At 40.3% G+C, this 16529-nt stretch carries 13 protein-coding genes; 6 read left to right on the top strand and 7 right to left on the bottom strand.

Annotated features, from left to right (window positions below; all coding sequences use genetic code 11):
• From istA to AAEY57_RS16605, 3 genes are all read right to left on the bottom strand, one after another.
• Window positions 1-1118, bottom strand: a 1118-nt coding sequence (istA, locus tag AAEY57_RS16615; protein ID WP_350608295.1) for an IS21 family transposase, incomplete at its 3' end; no start/stop codon positions are given.
• Between the two features lie 418 nt (window positions 1119-1536).
• Window positions 1537-1926, bottom strand: coding sequence for a hypothetical protein (locus AAEY57_RS16610; RefSeq protein ID WP_024603102.1), 390 nt, complete (start codon window positions 1924-1926; stop codon window positions 1537-1539).
• Between the two features lie 868 nt (window positions 1927-2794).
• Window positions 2795-3139: a VOC family protein gene (locus tag AAEY57_RS16605; RefSeq protein ID WP_024603103.1), complete on the bottom strand. Its 345-nt coding sequence runs from the start codon at window positions 3137-3139 to the stop codon at window positions 2795-2797.
• Window positions 3140-3436: 297 nt separating this feature from the next.
• On the opposite strand from AAEY57_RS16605, the gene AAEY57_RS16600 reads away from it, so the two are divergent.
• Entirely contained in the window at window positions 3437-4519 is a 1083-nt protein-coding gene (locus tag AAEY57_RS16600; RefSeq protein ID WP_024603104.1) for a flavin monoamine oxidase family protein, read from the top strand.
• 39 nt (window positions 4520-4558) lie between these two features.
• Here the strand turns inward: AAEY57_RS16600 and AAEY57_RS16595 are convergent, their stop codons facing one another.
• The gene (locus tag AAEY57_RS16595; RefSeq protein ID WP_013465095.1) at window positions 4559-5602 is read right to left on the bottom strand and encodes an AI-2E family transporter; all 1044 of its coding nucleotides are present in this window, start codon (window positions 5600-5602) and stop codon (window positions 4559-4561) included.
• A 168-nt stretch (window positions 5603-5770) separates the two neighbouring features.
• Between AAEY57_RS16595 and AAEY57_RS16590 the strand changes: the two genes are divergently transcribed.
• Window positions 5771-6661, top strand: coding sequence for a TIGR01777 family oxidoreductase (locus tag AAEY57_RS16590; RefSeq protein WP_024603105.1), 891 nt, complete (start codon window positions 5771-5773; stop codon window positions 6659-6661).
• Window positions 6662-6796: 135 nt separating this feature from the next.
• The gene (locus AAEY57_RS16585; RefSeq protein ID WP_350608294.1) at window positions 6797-7975 is read left to right on the top strand and encodes a GGDEF domain-containing protein; all 1179 of its coding nucleotides are present in this window, start codon (window positions 6797-6799) and stop codon (window positions 7973-7975) included.
• Between the two features lie 63 nt (window positions 7976-8038).
• Here AAEY57_RS16585 and AAEY57_RS16580 read toward each other — a convergent pair whose 3' ends face one another.
• Both AAEY57_RS16580 and AAEY57_RS16575 read right to left on the bottom strand, forming a co-directional pair.
• Window positions 8039-8698 (bottom strand): DUF2987 domain-containing protein, encoded by a 660-nt coding sequence (locus AAEY57_RS16580; RefSeq protein WP_350608293.1) that lies wholly within the window; start codon window positions 8696-8698, stop codon window positions 8039-8041.
• A complete protein-coding gene (locus AAEY57_RS16575; protein ID WP_054201057.1) occupies window positions 8691-9500 on the bottom strand; it encodes a glucosaminidase domain-containing protein in 810 nt (269 codons plus the stop codon). The genes AAEY57_RS16580 and AAEY57_RS16575 overlap by 8 nt, the downstream gene beginning before the upstream one ends.
• A 181-nt stretch (window positions 9501-9681) precedes the next feature.
• On the opposite strand from AAEY57_RS16575, the gene AAEY57_RS16570 reads away from it, so the two are divergent.
• A complete protein-coding gene (locus AAEY57_RS16570; RefSeq protein WP_350608292.1) occupies window positions 9682-10974 on the top strand; it encodes an anti-phage deoxyguanosine triphosphatase in 1293 nt (430 codons plus the stop codon).
• Between the two features lie 67 nt (window positions 10975-11041).
• Here AAEY57_RS16570 and AAEY57_RS16565 read toward each other — a convergent pair whose 3' ends face one another.
• Entirely contained in the window at window positions 11042-13198 is a 2157-nt protein-coding gene (locus tag AAEY57_RS16565) for a prolyl oligopeptidase family serine peptidase (RefSeq protein WP_350608291.1), read from the bottom strand.
• A 157-nt stretch (window positions 13199-13355) separates the two neighbouring features.
• Between AAEY57_RS16565 and AAEY57_RS16560 the strand changes: the two genes are divergently transcribed.
• A complete protein-coding gene (locus AAEY57_RS16560; protein ID WP_350608290.1) occupies window positions 13356-13667 on the top strand; it encodes an Mpo1-like protein in 312 nt (103 codons plus the stop codon).
• A gap of 177 nt (window positions 13668-13844) precedes the next feature.
• Window positions 13845-16400 (top strand): TonB-dependent receptor plug domain-containing protein, encoded by a 2556-nt coding sequence (locus tag AAEY57_RS16555; protein ID WP_350608289.1) that lies wholly within the window; start codon window positions 13845-13847, stop codon window positions 16398-16400.
• Window positions 16401-16529 lie beyond the last annotated feature (129 nt).

Below are 16529 nucleotides of genomic sequence, written 5' to 3'. Positions count from 1 at the left end.
TAGAGTGTCACCAACTTCCCGGAGGCATGGGCTTCAAGCTTTTGTTTAATTAAGGTATGTGGCACTGAGTAGTAGTGCTTTTCAATTTCCACATGATAATCAATATGCACGCTCACCTGTTTTACTAAGGTATAGCTGTAAGGCTGTGTAGGCAGTGGTTTGAGTGCAGGTCTGTCGATAGCATCAAACTGACTGAGCCGTGAGCCAGGATGCTTTTTCATTTTACGTTGATTTAAATCGACCAGTAATGCTTGTATTTTCAGGTTCAATTGACGCAAGCTAAAGAAGGTTTCATTGCGAAGGCGCGCCATTATCCAACGTTCAACAATTTGCACACCCACTTCAGCCTTAGCCTTATCCTTTGGTTTATAGGGTCTAGCGGGCACAATGACCGTATCGTAATGTGTCGCTAGTTGTTGGTAGGTTGGATTTAAGTCAGGCTCATATCGACACGGTTTGGTGACGGCACTTTTAAGGTTGTCAGGAATTATTAGCTCAGGAACACCGCCAAGAAACTCAAAACAACGGGCGTGACTCATCACCCAATCTTCGAGTTTCTGGCTGTAAGTCGCTTCGGCATAGGTATAATTTGATGCACCCATGACCGCAACGAACACTTGTGCAGTACGACATTCGCCTGTACTTGTATCAACAATACTCATAGTTGGGCCACAGTAATCCACAAACAGTTTTTCACCTGCTTTATGATTTTGTCGCATGGAGGGTTTTTGGCATTTAAGCCATGCCTTGTACTGACGGCAGAAGTGAGTGTAACTGTAAAAACCTTCCGCGTGCCGCTCTTTGTATTCTTCCCAAAGCAGCAACAACGTCATGGTTTTAGGCCGAAGCTCTTGCTGAACTAACGACCAGTCAGGAATGGTAAAGCCCTTTAATCGAGGCTTTGTTTTGAAGAACGCTTGTTGCAGAGCGTGATCATCCCACTTCTCATCAAGCGGCCAGTAAGTAATATCTAACTCTGCTGATTTACAGGCATATTTAGACACGATTGAGGGTGAAACAGATAAGCTTGTTGCTATCTGACGATGACTGAGTTTACAGCTGTATTTTAGTCTTAAAATCTCTTTAAGTTTACGCATTGAAATAGGTGCCGTTGGCATGGTCATTCTCATCATCAAAAATGAAAAGAATAACGGTTAAAAACACCTACTGGCTAGACAAAAACGTGTACAAATTGAACGATACCATTCAAGCCGATCACTCAATACCATTTTGACCGAAAAGTGATCGGCATCGATGGTATTGAGTGATCTTGATGGATGGTATTAGGTGATCGGCTTAGATAGTATTAGGTGATCGCGATGCATGAGAATACGCATTTGAGTCATTTTAGTTTTTTACCCTTATTCTAGTTTGTATTATTTGCGACTTGAACTAGTAATAAATAAAGATAGCAGCAAAAGCATAAACAGCTGATAAAGTTTGATAAGAATGCGCTTAGACACTATTTATAATTTATACTGAATAAAACCCACTTAGAAAGCATTTGAAAGTACAAAATTAAGGGCTGATTTAATATTAATTATCGTTATTCATACGTTTCTTTTGTTTATTTTCACTAGATCGCACAAACCATTCCGTTAAGGATATGAAAAAAAAGAACATAAACAACCCGACGCACCAAGTTACAAAAACCCAAATTGACGGTTTGAGCTCATACCAGCCTTGAATATTAATCGTGGCAAAGTAAAACATCCCTAACGAAATAAATGGCAGAATAAACAAAGAGTAAAAAGCTCCCGTAACAGCATGTAGTAATATTTTCTCACGAATACTTGAGCTATTAGATCCCAAATTCACAATTCCAAAAACACATTGTGTAGCGATAAACAGGCAACAAACCTGTAAAAAGGTCCAGCCTAAAGCTGCCAGAATAGCAACTAACTGAATGTATATTCCCTCACTCATCTTATCCTATTAACGAATACTGGCTTTAGCGAAACATGCATCAACTTTACTCTGTTGTTAATTGTTCTTCATAAAAGGATTATTTTCAGACATAAACTCTATCAATCATTCTCACTGATAAATTAGTCCTGTCATTTTTATCTTTTAAAAAGTTTTATAGTTTAATTTTCTTGGTTAACTTTAGTGGCATCAGTGTCATTTTAAGTTAACAGAACAAGTGCGGAAATTTAATTACTGCCAACCACACTATGTTTAAATATTGCCTTAGTAGTCTGAGACTTAAGTGAAATTACTTCAGCTTCTGAAAAATTAGGAACGATCTTGCTACTAATCTAATGATTTCTTCCTGAGCACCATACTTTCAATCATTGCGATGAGAACAAAAGCAAACCCAGCGCCCGATAAAAAATAAGTCGAGTTTTCAAAACAGACTGCCACGTATACTTGCGCCAACAATATTACAAGCTCGATCCTGATGGCTGTTACTCTATTCCTATTTAACTTAACTAAGATGAAGTAAAGATAACACCATCTAAAAAAAGATAGAAACATAAAAAACAAAACTAATATCACTCTTCATCTCCATTGAAACAGAACTACCTTTACTAAAATTTGATTTGCATCAAAAACGATCATGGGGACAGTTGCTGTTTATAGTGTCTTGCCGCACTGCATAGAAAGCTTAATAAATATTGTTTAAGTCTATAAAATATATACACTTTTAATGGGCGTTTTCTATTTTGCGTTTTAAATTGGGTGTCTACATTATTTTTATTGAATAATAAGCTCGTGGGCTAAAATCTGAGCGAAGCGAGTCAACCCACGTGTTAGCGTCCCAGCGACCAAAGGGAGCCCCAACAGCGCTTTGTTAGCTGCTCAGCTGCGTGATATGCAACAGTTCACCCACTGGCCCTAATAAATAAAAGACCTTACCCCAAGCTTCTTGTTGGATTGGGGTAATCTTTGTTTTGTGTTCGGATTTAGAGCATAACTCATACGCTTCGTAGATGTCTGAAACGCAGATTTGCAACATAAAATTTTTGGCCAAATCTTCATTGTAAAAGCACTGCAAAAAGAAAAGACAATCACCGTTTTCAAAAAGTGTGAGATCATCGGTTACGTATTCTGATTTGAATCCAATTTCCGAGTAGAAAGACTTTGAAATTTCGAAATCCTTACTTGGGATAAATGTTTTTATATCTATTACATCCATGATTCTTTCCAAAAGCAGCTAACAATTTTATATTGCGCGACTCGCGTATATCTCTACCAGCGCTGCGCTTATTTTTTCTACTACATATAGTTTTAACAAATTACCTAACACATTGCTATAATTAAGTTTTATTCTTTTAAGCAGTGCTAATTAGCATACTATACGCGCGTCGCTCATTTTCCTGAGTATGAGTGCACACTAAAGCTTACTCACTCAGCCCATAAAACGTTTTGACAAATCTGCATAAAAACAACAAACTACCTACCAGTAGATTGATTTAGCTAAAGTGATTTTAAAATGCATAAACCTGTGGTTATTATTGGTGGTGGCTTAGCGGGCTTATATGCCGCTTACAACCTAAAAAAGCGAAATATTCCGTTTTTATTATTAGAAGCCAAAGCCAATTTGGGTGGCCGAATTGCCTCTCACTTTTTGGCAACTAACAACATCATTGGCCATGATTTGGGCCCTACCTGGATATTTCCGCACCAGCCTAATATTCAACAGTTAGTTACTAATTTAAACATCCCTGTTTTTGAGCAATACACCCAAGGCGATGTGTTGTATCAAGCATCGCATACTGCCCCTGCTCAGCAAATTGCAGGCGCAGGTGAAATGCAGCTATTTAGAATCCAAAACGGTATGAACGAGCTTATTAATGCGCTTTATCAGCAGCTTGACCCAAACACCGTTAAATTAGAGCACGCTGTTAGTGAAGTGAAAAAGCTTTCCGATGGCTGGCATATAAGCGCTAATTACCAAGGGAGTACGCAGCACTTTACTTGCGATCAGTTATTGTTGGCGTTACCGCCTAGAATGATCGGCCAGCATTTAACTCCGCATTTATGGGCTGATAATGTTTTAACACAGCGTTTAGCGTCAGTGCCTACGTGGATGGCAGGCCAAGCAAAGTTTGTTGCCACCTTTGAGCACGCTTTTTGGCGAGATAAAAACTTATCGGGGCAATGTTTTAGCCGTGTTGGCCCAATGGTAGAAATTCATGATGCCTCAGCAAGTGATCATGCTCACCCTGCTCTATTTGGCTTTATTGGTGTGTCTTACTTGCAGCGCAGTCAAGTAACTCGCGAGCAATTAACCCAAGCTTGCCTTGATCAGCTTGGCTATTTTTATGGTGAGCAGGCTTATACTGTCACTGATTGCACGATAAAAGATTGGGCTGAGGATGAATTTGTGGCCAACAAGGATGACCAACTAGGTGTATCGCAGCATCCTGAATTTAATTTTTCAGGGCTTGGCGAGCAGCTTAAACAGTTAAAAGTGCATTTTGTGGGCAGTGAGTTTGCAAAGCAGGAGGCTGGCTATTTAGAGGGGGCTATAAACGCCGTAGATAGCGCCTTAGCTAATTTAATAAATACTTAATAATGTTAAAGGCGTGCTTAGTCACGCCTTTGTAAGGTATTAGTCTTCTGATTTAATGACGGTTTCTTCACCTGTGCCAAGCATGGTTGCTAACCAACGCCCTTCGTCACTGGCTTCTAGCGCTATTTTTACAATCATGGTTAACGGCACCGATAACAACATACCCACAGAGCCTAATAGCCAGCCCCAAAATATTAACGATAAAAACACCACTAACGTAGAAAGCCCTAACCCTTTACCCATGTATTTAGGCTCAACAATATTACCCATTACGGTGTTTATAGTTAAATAACCCGCGCCAACAAGCCCTGCCACTAAGGGGCCTTGAGTAATAAGCGCCAGTAACAGTGCTGGCACAGCCGCTATGATTGAACCAATGTTAGGAATGTAATTAAGCATAAATGCCAATACGCCCCAAAGTACAAAGTAATCAACATCGAGTATCCACAAGTAAAAACCAGCAATTACACCGGTAGCTAAACTTACTAGGGTTTTAATGGCCAAATAAGAGTTAATAGAGTCTAAAAAGCGGTCAATTTGCTTAATTTTGCTGTCGGGGTCGTCTAGTGCTAAATGAATTTTTTTGCCAAGTATCGGCCCTTCAAACAGCATAAAAACAACCGTTAAAATAATTAAAAACATATTGGCCATTACGCTACCTAAGCCGGTTAACATATTAGTGGCAACATCAACCATTTTACCGGGGTCGAACATAGACAAAATTTGTTCTTTATTAATTAAAATATTGTATTGCGAAGCCATATCAACCAGCCATACAAATTCTTCTTTTAACTGTGCTTTGTATTCTGGTAACTGCTTTGAAAAATCGTTAACCGACTGCCCCACTAAACCGCCTAAGCTAACACCTAAGCCCATAATAATAAGCACTACAAGCACCACCGCTATGCCTTTTGGAATACGGTAGCGAGCAAAAAAATTAATGAGTGGGCTACAAATAATGGCGATGAATGCTGCCAAAATAAACGGAATAACAATAGCACTTGCGGCTTTAATGCCCGCTAATACAATGACCAACGCTGCAAAAATAATTAAGCTTTTATTTACCCCAGTTAAACTTGCCAATACTCTTATCCTATTGCTGTTATTTGACTTCAGTGTAAGGCAAAACCCAATAGAATGAAATATTTATGGGTGATCATAATAATGATTAGTACGTATAAATTTGCAAATCGTTGAGCTGGGGAGTATAAATTTTAAACATCCCGCTTTATTTATAATTTTGGAGTTGCAATGCATATTTTTTTTACAGGCGCCACGGGCTTGATTGGTAGGCACCTTTGCCCTTTCTTGTTGCACCACCACGACATTACGGTACTAAGTAGAAATCCAACCAAAGCTAAAGTGTTGTTAGGCCACAGAGTAAATGCTGTTAGCAGCTTAGACAATGTCGATTTAAATACGGTCGATATTGTCATTAATTTAGCCGGCGAACCTATCGTTAATAAACGCTGGAGTGATAAACAAAAAGCAAAAATACGTGATAGCCGAATTATTATTACTCAAGCCATAAGTGATGCAATTAATCAGTGTCATACACCACCACATACGTTTATTTCAGGCAGTGCAATAGGCTATTATGGTCGCCAAGGTAAAACCCAAGTTGATGAAAACAACACAGAACCACACGATGAATTTAGTCACCAACTTTGTAAGGATTGGGAACTCGCTGCATTAAAAGCTGAGTCTGACGATACCCGTGTTTGCTTACTTCGCACAGGTATTGTACTGGCTAAAAAAGGCGGCGCACTTGGAAAAATGTTGCCTGCATTTAAGCTTTGTTTAGGCGGGCCAATTGGCAATGGCGAGCAAGGTATGTCGTGGATCCACATTGATGACATGGTGCAGCTCATTTTATTTTTGATTCGTAATCAAGATATCTCTGGTGCTGTAAATGCCACTGCCCCGCATCCGGTGAGCAATAAACAATTTAGCCAATCATTGGGCAAAGCATTGTCACGCCCTGCCTTTATGCCCATGCCTGCAGCTGTGCTAAATGTTTTAATGGGAGAAATGTCAGATCTACTCACAACCGGCCAATTTGTGGTGCCTAAAAAAGCATTAGAAAATAATTACCGTTTTCACTTTTCTGAAATCGATGCCGCATTAAAAAGTTTAGTTTAACGACTGACCTTAAAGGGTTAAGTTTGTAGCAAGGGAGTATAAAGTTAATACTTTTTACCCCCTTGCTATTTTAGTGTTACTACCTAATAATGAGTTAAGCGTTATTTCTTATTCAGCTAAAAGAGCAACTAAAACATGCTTCATTTACCCACATTAATTAGCCTCTGTTTTATTCTTAACTTGTTTATTGCAGTGTTCTTTTTTTCAGTGTATTCATATAAAAAACAACCTAGCTTTTTATTTTTTGCTACTGCCTGCTGCTCGTTTATAACCGCTATTGCCCTGATTGGTTTGAGAGGAGTGATTGACTATCCACTTTTAACTTACTTTTTTGCTTACCTATTTATTATTTTAACCCCACTCCTGCTTATTTTAGGGTTAATACCACAAAGTACGGTGCCTGCAGTGAAGCTAACGCCTTTATATTATGCTTGTGCTATATGTTGCACATTGCTACTTGCTGTGTATCTCATTGATGCGGGGCAAATTATTACCAGTATTATTACTGCCGTACTATTTTGCTACGCGGCCTATTTAATGATTAAAACCCCCAGTGTTGCTAAAGTACAGCAACGACTACTAATTGCCTGCTTTTCACTACACAGTGTAGTAATGCTGTTGCAAGTTGTACTCCTTGTTTTACCCTACTTTAGCCAAATTAGTCAGGCGAACTTAGCCGCAGGGTTACAACTATTATTGGTCTCGCATTTATTTTTAACCACAGCCAGTGCGTTAATTCTGCCGTTTATTGCTTTTGCCAATGAAGAATCAAAACTAATAAACTTAGCTAATCACGATCCGCTCACACAATTATTAAACAGGCGAGGCTTTTTCCGCCTGTGTAAAAAAATAACCCACACTGTACCACTTAACAGCAGAGTGTCGTTAATTATGCTCGATATCGATCTTTTTAAACAAGTGAACGACCGATATGGTCATGAAACTGGCGACGAAGCAATAAAGTGGATTGCACAACATATTAACGAATTGTTTTTTGAAGCAGGCATTACCGCTCGAATTGGCGGAGAAGAGTTTGCTATTTTCCTTAACCAAAAAAATCTTACTCAAGCAAGGCAGTTAGCCCAAAAGCTATGCAGAAGTATTGATCAATATCCCTTTTATTTTAACGGTAATAGTATTGCACTGTCTGTTAGTGCTGGAGTAAGTAGCGCACTTATTCGCGATTTAAATATGCAAGAGCTGCTATTGCAAGCTGATAAACGCCTTTACCTTGCTAAAGAAACGGGCCGAAATAAAGTTGTTACTCATGATGAAAAAAGCGCGCTCATGAATAGCCCCTCTGCCATTATTTAATTTAGCAATAAAAAAAGCGGGGTCAAACCTGACCCCGCTTTATAATCAAACCAATTAATTTTATTACTTACTGATCCAAGGCGTTACTTTAACTACCTCGTTTATATCAGCCAATACTTTGGTGTCGTTTTGCCAGCTGTCTGTTACTTCAAAATAACATACTGATTCTTCGCATGTTATGCGCTCATCATCAAATTGTTTAGGCGCATTAAAAGTAACAACCACCCCTTTTTGCTCAGGCAGTAAAAACCACATTAGTTTGCTAACAAAAAAGCCCGACAAGTCTGTTAAAAGCGCTTCAAGCTCATTATTAATGGTTAATAATGATTGCTTTGAAAAGGTTAGCCCTTCTAGCTCGTTGGCCTCTATTTGAAGCTTTAACTGACAGTCGTGAACCGGATTTTTTGGCTGAACTACAATCACCGCTTTGTCGGTATCTAGCTGTTTATCGAACGGTAATAGCAATTGCGCTTTGTCGGTATAATTAAGCGGGTACTCATTTTTTTCAGTTAAAATAGTCCCGCTTTTAATACTACAAACTTCGTTAGTACCAATATCGCTAATATAAAAGTTTACGCGGGCGTACTGAAAGTCCCCTTTGTTTACCACTTTTAAACGGTCGTAAAAACCGTCATACGACATCACAAACTCTTTAGCAACGGCACTACTAGCTGCTACTGCTAAAAAGCTGGCTGTAACTAATTTTAATAACGGCTTATTCATTAAAGTACGCTCGGTTTTGATTAATCATGGTATTAAGCTCTTCAATGTACGCTTCACCACGTTCAGAGTAAGACATTAAACCATACGTTAATTTAGTCGCTAAAATTGGTTTTTGTTGTGCGCGTAAGTCTTCGCGGATAGTACGTAGCTCTTTGTAAGCATTGTGGGTATTAATATTTTTAAAATAAGAGCTTACTGCTGCACGTACCGATTTAAATGCAGCCACTTCATGCTCGGCTTCACTATTACGTCTTCTTGGTACCATGCCACAGCCTTTTTTGTAGCACCATTGGCCAAAAAAGTTTAAGCCGATTCGTGCAAAGCGTGAAGTGCCCCATGCAGACTCATTGGCTGCCTGCATTAAGGCCATCTCTTTAGGAATGATGTCTACTCGGCGCAGTGCTTGGCTTAAGGTGATGGTATCTAACGTTTCAGGTAATCCGTACGACTTAAGTATTTTTTTTATGTCGCCCGCTTGTTTTTTACTAAGCGGTTCACTGTGCTCTATCATCATGCGTGCAATTTCAAGGTTTGCACGTTGTTGTAAAATCTTTTTGTTTTCGGCTTCTACATGAGGCTTAATAAAGTTAAAAAACGCATGTTTTTTCTCTTTCACATCAGTGAATTCTGAGAACTTTGGCAACTTAACGTTGTGCAATGGTTTTTCTTTTTTCTTCTCTTTTTTTATGTCGTTAGAGCTGGTTTGCTCGTCTGATACTAGTTCATCAGCATCAATAAACGGAAGGGTCAACGCCCAAATAACAACGGCGGCTAACAACAACTGAAAAATAGTTTTTAACATGTATTATCTCAATTAAACTCTAAGTTATGTATGGTGTAGTCACATACATACGAACACTCATTATACCTAAGCCACTTTATAAACGCGAATACCGAACAACTGAATAAAATTCATACGCCTATTGTGAGTTATTTATAATATACTAAGCGTTAAAGTCGTAAATATAGAGATAGGTTGTGACATGGATAAACAGTGGCAAAATAGAATAATTGAACAATATAAGCACCGCCCAAACGATAACCGCTCTCCTTGGCAAATAGACCGCTCTCGAATTATTCATGCTGCAGCATTTAGGCGTCTTCAAGCTAAAACCCAAATAATGGGTATTGGCTTAAACGACTTTTACCGTACACGTCTTACCCATTCTTTAGAAGTCTCGCAAATAGGCACCGGCATATTACGCCATTTAAAGGTCCAACATCCAAGCTTTGAACATTTTCCATCTACTGGATTGCTCGAAACCTTATGTTTAGCCCACGATATAGGCCATCCACCGTTTGGGCATGGTGGCGAAATTGCACTTAACTATATGATGCGTGATCATGGTGGTTTTGAGGGTAACGCACAAACACTGCGCATTGTGGCAAAGCTAGAGCCCTATAGTAACGGCTACGGCATGAACTTAACTAGACGCACCTTGTTAGGGTTTATAAAGTACCCTGGTTTTATCGACCAGCTGTGGTACAACATTCCCAAAGTGGATAAACAACGCGCGTTTATAAAAGCCGACGACTGGCGACCTGCTAAAGGTATTTACAATGACGATGCACCTATATTTAATTGGATCATTGAACCACTGAGTCAAAATGATAAAGCATTATTAACCAGCCAAAATATTGTAGATTCATACCGAGCTAAAACACGCTATAAATCTCTCGATAGTGCCATTATGGAACTGGCTGATGACATTGCCTATGCCGTACACGATCTTGAAGATGCCATAGCCACCGATGTGTTAAGCCTAGACGATTGGTTAACCCATGCATTGCCGCACTTACAAGCACTCAACTATGATTGGTTAAATACGCTACTTAAATCACTTACAGAGCGATTATTTTCAAAACACGAACATGAGCGTAAAGATGCCATTGGTGAATTAGTAAATACCTTTATTATTCATATTCATTTAGACATACAAAACGATGCCTTTGAATGCCCTATTTTAAAGCACACCGCTAAATTAGATCAGCAATACGAAAACGTATTACAAATACTTAAACATTTTGTATTTCAACGCTTGATACGCGATCCACAAATGCAACAAATAGAATTTAAAGGGCAGAACCTGCTTATTGAACTGTTTACCGCATTTGCCAGCGATCCAATGCGGTTATTACCCGAAACCACGCAAGCACTTTACCTAGAAGCCGAAAAACACCATCAAGGCATGCGAATTATTTGTGACTACTTAAGCGGTATGAGTGACGAATACGCTTATAAAACTTATCAACGGTTGTTCTCTCCCATACAATAAAGTAGTGAGCCTAAAAAAAGCCGAGTCACTTAAGTAACTCGGCTTTTCGTTAGCTTATAAAGTCACATTAAAGTGATTTAATGCCCATGTTGTATAGCGTAAAACCGTACATGTCGGCATAAAGGTCAATAATTTTACTGGTTGGTGTACCTGCACCATGGCCTGCATTGGTTTCAATACGAATAAGCGTTGGGTTAGTACCCGCTTGCTTCGCTTGAAGCTCTGCTGCAAATTTAAATGAATGCGACGGTACAACGCGGTCATCATGATCGCCTGTAGTGATCATAGTCGCCGGATATTCAACCCCTGCTTTTACATTATGAATTGGCGAGTAGCCTTTTAAGTAATCAAACATTTCTTTACTTTGGTCGCTAGTACCATAATCGTATGCCCAGCCAGCACCCGCTGTAAAGGTATGATAACGAAGCATATCGAGTACGCCTACCGCAGGTAACGCCACTTGAAATAAGTCAGGTCGCTGGGTCATTACAGCACCGACTAATAACCCGCCGTTTGAACCACCTCGCAGTGCTAGGCGTTTTTTAGAGGTGTATTTTTTATCTTGTAAGTATTGTGCGGCAGCAATAAAGTCGTCAAATACATTTTGCTTTTGCAATTGTGTACCCGCTTTATGCCACTCTTTACCATACTCACCGCCGCCACGAATGTTTGCTACTGCGTATACGCCGCCTTGCTCAAGCCAAGCCGCTGTTGTAGAGCTAAAGCGAGGTGTTAAGCTTATATTAAAGCCACCATAGCCATATAAAATAGTTGGGTTGCTACCGTCTAATTTAATATCACTTTTGTAAGTGATAATCATCGGTACTTTAGTGCCATCTTTAGAGGTATAAAATACTTGCTCAGAGGTGTAGTTATCGCTATTAAAATCAATCCCTGACTTACGATATACTTTAGACTCACCACTTTGTACATCAAAGCTGTAAGTCGTGCCAGGGGTTTTATAGTTAGTAAATGAGTAATAAAGCGTAGTTTGCTCTTTTTTACCGCCAAAACCACCCGCCGTACCAACCCCTGGTAAACTAATATCGCGGATCAATTCGCCCTGCTTGTTGTACTGCTTCACTTTAGAGATAGCATCAACCATGTAGTTGGCAAAGAATGTGTTACCGCCAAGCGTTACATTAAGTACGTTTTCGGTTTCTGGAATAAAATCTTGCCAGTTTTCAGGTTGCGGGTTGCTTGCATCAACCGTCACTACTTTTTTATTTGGAGCATTTAAGTTAGTAACCAAAAATAGCTTGCTGCCTTCGTTATCAATCACACTGGTATCAGAGTCGGTATTACCCACAACGGTAACAAACTCGCTATCTGGCTTGGTTAAATCTTTAATAAATAACTTATTGCCTGAGGTCGATACGCTAGCAGTAATAAACAAATAACGGCCATCTTTGGTCGCTTTAGCGCCTACATAACGGTGTTTTTGCTCAGCGGTATCGCCAAATACTAGCGTATCCTCGCTTTGGGCTTGGCCTAATTTATGATAGTACACTTTATGTTGATCAGTTTTTGCAGAAAGCTCACTGCCTTCTGGTTTGTCGTAGCTTGAATAATAAAAACCATCATTTGCCAACCAACTTACGCCACTAAATTTAACATCAACCAGTGCTTGCTCTACTTGCTCTTTGGTTTCGGTGTCTATAACAATGATTTTACGCCAATCACTGCCACCTTCCGATATTTGGTATGCTAACAATGAGCCGTCTTCTGAAAATGATAAGCCCGACATTGAAGTGGTACCATCTTCACTAAAGGTATTAGGATCTAAGAAAATCTCAGCCTCGCCGCCGTCTTTACTGCGGTATAAAACGTACTGATTTTGCAGGCCATCATTTTTGTAAAAATAGGTGTAATCACCTTCGGTGAACGGCGCGCTGATTTTTTCGTAGTTCATTAACTTTTCAAGGCGCTGCTTTAACGTATCTCTGTACGGTATTTGCTCTAAATATGAAAAAGTTAAGTTATTTTGTGTTTTAACCCATTGAGCCGTTTCATCACTCATATCATCTTCTAACCAACGATACGGATCAGCCACAGTTTCACCAAAGTAAGTGTCAACCACTGTGCCTTTTTTAGTTTCAGGGTAATCTAGAGAGTTAACTGCTTTCATTGCTGTTTTTACTTCATTTTGAGAGGTGTTTTCTGCAGGTTGTGAACAACCCGCAAGTGCGATTACAACCGCACAGGTCAGTGTTTTTTTTAGCATTGTTATTTTATTTCCTTATTGATAATCACTCTAAGTTATTAACTTTTACTGCTTTTGTCTATTAAGATGCGGTAAACGTCATTTATCGCTGTTAACCTGCGCTTAGTTACGCTTAAATACATTAATGAACAACGTTTAAACACCAATAGGCTAACTAATGACAGAAATTCAATCCTTTACAAGCTTTAAACGCTTTTACCCTTTTTACTTAAAAGAGCATCGTAATCAAACCTGCCGTAGATTGCATTTTATAGGCAGTAGCTTAGTACTGTTACTGGCAGGCTATGCGTTTTTTAGCTCACAACTTATGTTGTTATGGTTATTACCAGTGATTGGTTATGGCTTTGCGTGGGTTGGGCATTTCTTTTTTGAAAAAAACCGCCCTGCTACATTTAAGCACCCGTTATATAGTTTATGGGGCGATTGGGTAATGTTTAAAGATATGCTCACAGGTAAAATTAAATGGTAAATGGCGACTTACGCTACAAGCTACTCAAATACTCCACCCGCTACTGTAAATAAATTGTAGATTGAATGTAATTCAATTGACCTTGGTTGTAAAAATGGTCTACCTTGACAACAGAAGTTTCAATTAGTTCATTAATAATTGAATTACCTGTAGAGCATTGAATGAGGGAAACTAATCATGCAACTAAAACAGCTATTTACAGCAAAAAAAACCATTACACTCAGTGTTGCCACTGCACTACTTGGCTCGTGGTCGGTAAATGCCGCACAGCAAGACACACAAGCAGAAGAAAATATTGAACAAATTAGTGTAATTGGCTCTCGCCGACTCGGCCGCACAGTTGAAGACAGCCCAGTTCCGATTGATATCATTAGCGGCGATGCCCTAAAAAGTTCAGGGCAAACTGAAACCAATGCACTACTGAGCACCTTATTACCAAGCTTTAATTTCCCTCAGCCATCAATCACCGATGGCAGCGACCATGTGCGCCCAGCTCAACTGCGTGGCTTAGCACCTGATCACACCTTAGTGCTCGTAAATGGTAAACGTCGCCATAGTAATGCACTGCTTAATTTAAACGGTTCAACCGGTCGTGGATCATCATCGGTTGATTTAAACGCTATTCCAGCCAATGCCATTGAGCGAATAGAATTATTACGCGACGGTGCCGCAGCGCAATATGGCTCAGACGCCATTGCCGGTGTGATCAATATTGTCCTTAAAAGTAATAGCAGTGGCGGCAGCCTAGGTGCTGTATATGGAGCAAACATCACCGAAATGCAGGGTGTGCCTCAACTAGAATCCGTTTCTGAAGACGCCAATGGCAACTTAGCCTTTAATGAAGGCAGTGACCGCTCGCTTACCGACGGCCAAACCTTAACCCTGCAAGGTAATATGGGGTTTGAATTGGGCGATAACGGCTTTTTAAGTATTTCTACTGAATATCGCGACCGTAGCTCAACGAATCGCTCTGATTATGACCAGCGCGAAAATTACGCCCGCCTACCTGATGGCTCTCTTGATCCGCGTGAGTTCACATGGGATCGTTACAATCATAACTTTGGCAATGGCACCGTTGAAGACTTCGCGCTGTTTTATAATGCCGGTTATCAATTAACTAACGATGCCGAGCTTTACTCGTTTGGCTCTTACAGCAAGCGTGAAGGCGAAGGCGGTGGTTTTTATCGTCGCGCACAAGACAGCCGTAACGTAACAGATATTTATCCTGATGGCTTTTTACCGGTGATCACCTCAGATATTGACGATTTTTCGTTAGCACTCGGCGTAAAAGGTTTTGCTAATGAATGGAATTACGACGCTTCTGCTGTATACGGCCAAGATGCCTTTAACTTTGGTGTTATTGATAGCTTAAACACCTCATATGGGCCTAGCAGTCAAACCAGTTTTGATGCCGGTACACTTACCTACGATCAGCTGACTATTAACCTTGATTTTAGCCGCGAGATTGATGCTGACTTTTTAGCTAGCGGAATTAACGTCGCAGTGGGTGCTGAGTATCGTCGTGAAGGCTACGAAATTCAGGCAGGCGAAGAAGCCTCATACGCACAGGGCACCTTTGGCCCTGGTGGCGCAGTAACCGACCAAGTTAATGGCCCATTTGGCTCTGCAGGTTCGCAAGTATTCCCAGGTTTCACACCTGAGTCTGCGGGTGATAACAGCCGCCATAATGTTAGCCTTTACGTGGATTTAGAAGCCTTTATTACAGATAACTGGAACGTTGCCGTCGCAGCGCGTTATGAAGACTACTCTGACTTTGGCGATACGCTTAATGGTAAAATTGCCACCCGCTATACGCTAACAGAAGATTTAGCATTACGCGGCTCTGTATCAACCGGCTTTAGAGCGCCCTCTCTGCAACAGCAATATTTTACTTCAGTGGCCACCGTGTTTGTTGATGGTATTCCAACACAAACAGGGACGTTTGCCCCAAGCAGTGATGTAGCCGTTGCATTGGGATCACCGGGCTTAGATGCAGAAGAAGCCACCAACTACGGGGTAGGTTTTACCTGGTCAACCGACTTTAATTTCAGCTTATCTGTGGATTATTACCAAATATTAATTGATGACCGTATTGTGTTATCAAATAACCTGTCGGGTGCAGGTGTAGCAAGCTTACTTGAGGGCACTGGAGCTAACCAAGGGCGGTTTTTCTTAAACGCGATTGATAGCAAAACCCGTGGCGTTGATGTGGTTGCCTCTTACAACCTAATGACCGATAACTACGGTGATGTAGCGTTTAATTTAGGCTATAACTACGGCAAAAACGAAGTGACTAATATTATTGCCCCACCCGCTGAGCTACAAAGCGTAGGTGTTGAACAAGATAATTTGTTCTCGGGTAATGAACTGCGTCGTTTTGAAGTAAGTACCCCGCGTAATAAATACAACCTAAGCGCTACATGGACACTAAACGAATGGCGTACCACACTTCGCAGCACTCGCTATGGTGAAACACAAGACCCATCAGAAATTCCAGAGCGTAACGAAGTGCTCAAGCCAAAGTGGATCACCGACTTAGATGTTGCCTATGCACTTAATAACAACATTACTCTGAGCTTAGGCGCGAATAATGTGTTTGATGTATACCCAGATCCAACGCGTGATTTAGTGAGCGATGTAACCACTTTCTCTCGTTTGTTCTCTTACTCGGGCTTTTCGCCATTTGGTTTTAATGGCCGCTATGTTTACGGCAAAGTTGAAATGAAATTTTAAGCTGCAGCTAAAAACAAAAAGCCACACTATTTAGTGTGGCTTTTTAATAGATTAGGGTCTGTTGATCTTTCAAGGTTAAATTTGCAGCAGTCTGTTTGGTATTTAGGCAAGGCAGAGCCTATGTGGTGT

The sequence above is a fragment of the Pseudoalteromonas sp. MER144-MNA-CIBAN-0113 genome (assembly GCF_040308965.1).
GTDB classification, from domain to species: domain Bacteria; phylum Pseudomonadota; class Gammaproteobacteria; order Enterobacterales; family Alteromonadaceae; genus Pseudoalteromonas; species Pseudoalteromonas tetraodonis.
This window is presented reverse-complemented; position numbering and strand designations above follow the sequence as displayed.

Excerpts from the sequence above, each read along its gene's own strand:
- AAEY57_RS16610 (WP_024603102.1), bottom strand. The coding sequence starts at position 1,926 with ATGAGTGAGGGAATATACATTCAGTTAGTTGCTATTCTGGCAGCTTTA.
- AAEY57_RS16605 (WP_024603103.1), bottom strand. The coding sequence starts at position 3,139 with ATGGATGTAATAGATATAAAAACATTTATCCCAAGTAAGGATTTCGAA.
- AAEY57_RS16600 (WP_024603104.1), top strand. The coding sequence starts at position 3,437 with ATGCATAAACCTGTGGTTATTATTGGTGGTGGCTTAGCGGGCTTATAT.
- AAEY57_RS16590 (WP_024603105.1), top strand. The coding sequence starts at position 5,771 with ATGCATATTTTTTTTACAGGCGCCACGGGCTTGATTGGTAGGCACCTT.
- AAEY57_RS16585 (WP_350608294.1), top strand. The coding sequence starts at position 6,797 with ATGCTTCATTTACCCACATTAATTAGCCTCTGTTTTATTCTTAACTTG.
- AAEY57_RS16580 (WP_350608293.1), bottom strand. The coding sequence starts at position 8,698 with ATGAATAAGCCGTTATTAAAATTAGTTACAGCCAGCTTTTTAGCAGTA.
- AAEY57_RS16575 (WP_054201057.1), bottom strand. The coding sequence starts at position 9,500 with ATGTTAAAAACTATTTTTCAGTTGTTGTTAGCCGCCGTTGTTATTTGG.
- AAEY57_RS16570 (WP_350608292.1), top strand. The coding sequence starts at position 9,682 with ATGGATAAACAGTGGCAAAATAGAATAATTGAACAATATAAGCACCGC.
- AAEY57_RS16565 (WP_350608291.1), bottom strand. The coding sequence starts at position 13,198 with ATGCTAAAAAAAACACTGACCTGTGCGGTTGTAATCGCACTTGCGGGT.
- AAEY57_RS16560 (WP_350608290.1), top strand. The coding sequence starts at position 13,356 with ATGACAGAAATTCAATCCTTTACAAGCTTTAAACGCTTTTACCCTTTT.
- AAEY57_RS16555 (WP_350608289.1), top strand. The coding sequence starts at position 13,845 with ATGCAACTAAAACAGCTATTTACAGCAAAAAAAACCATTACACTCAGT.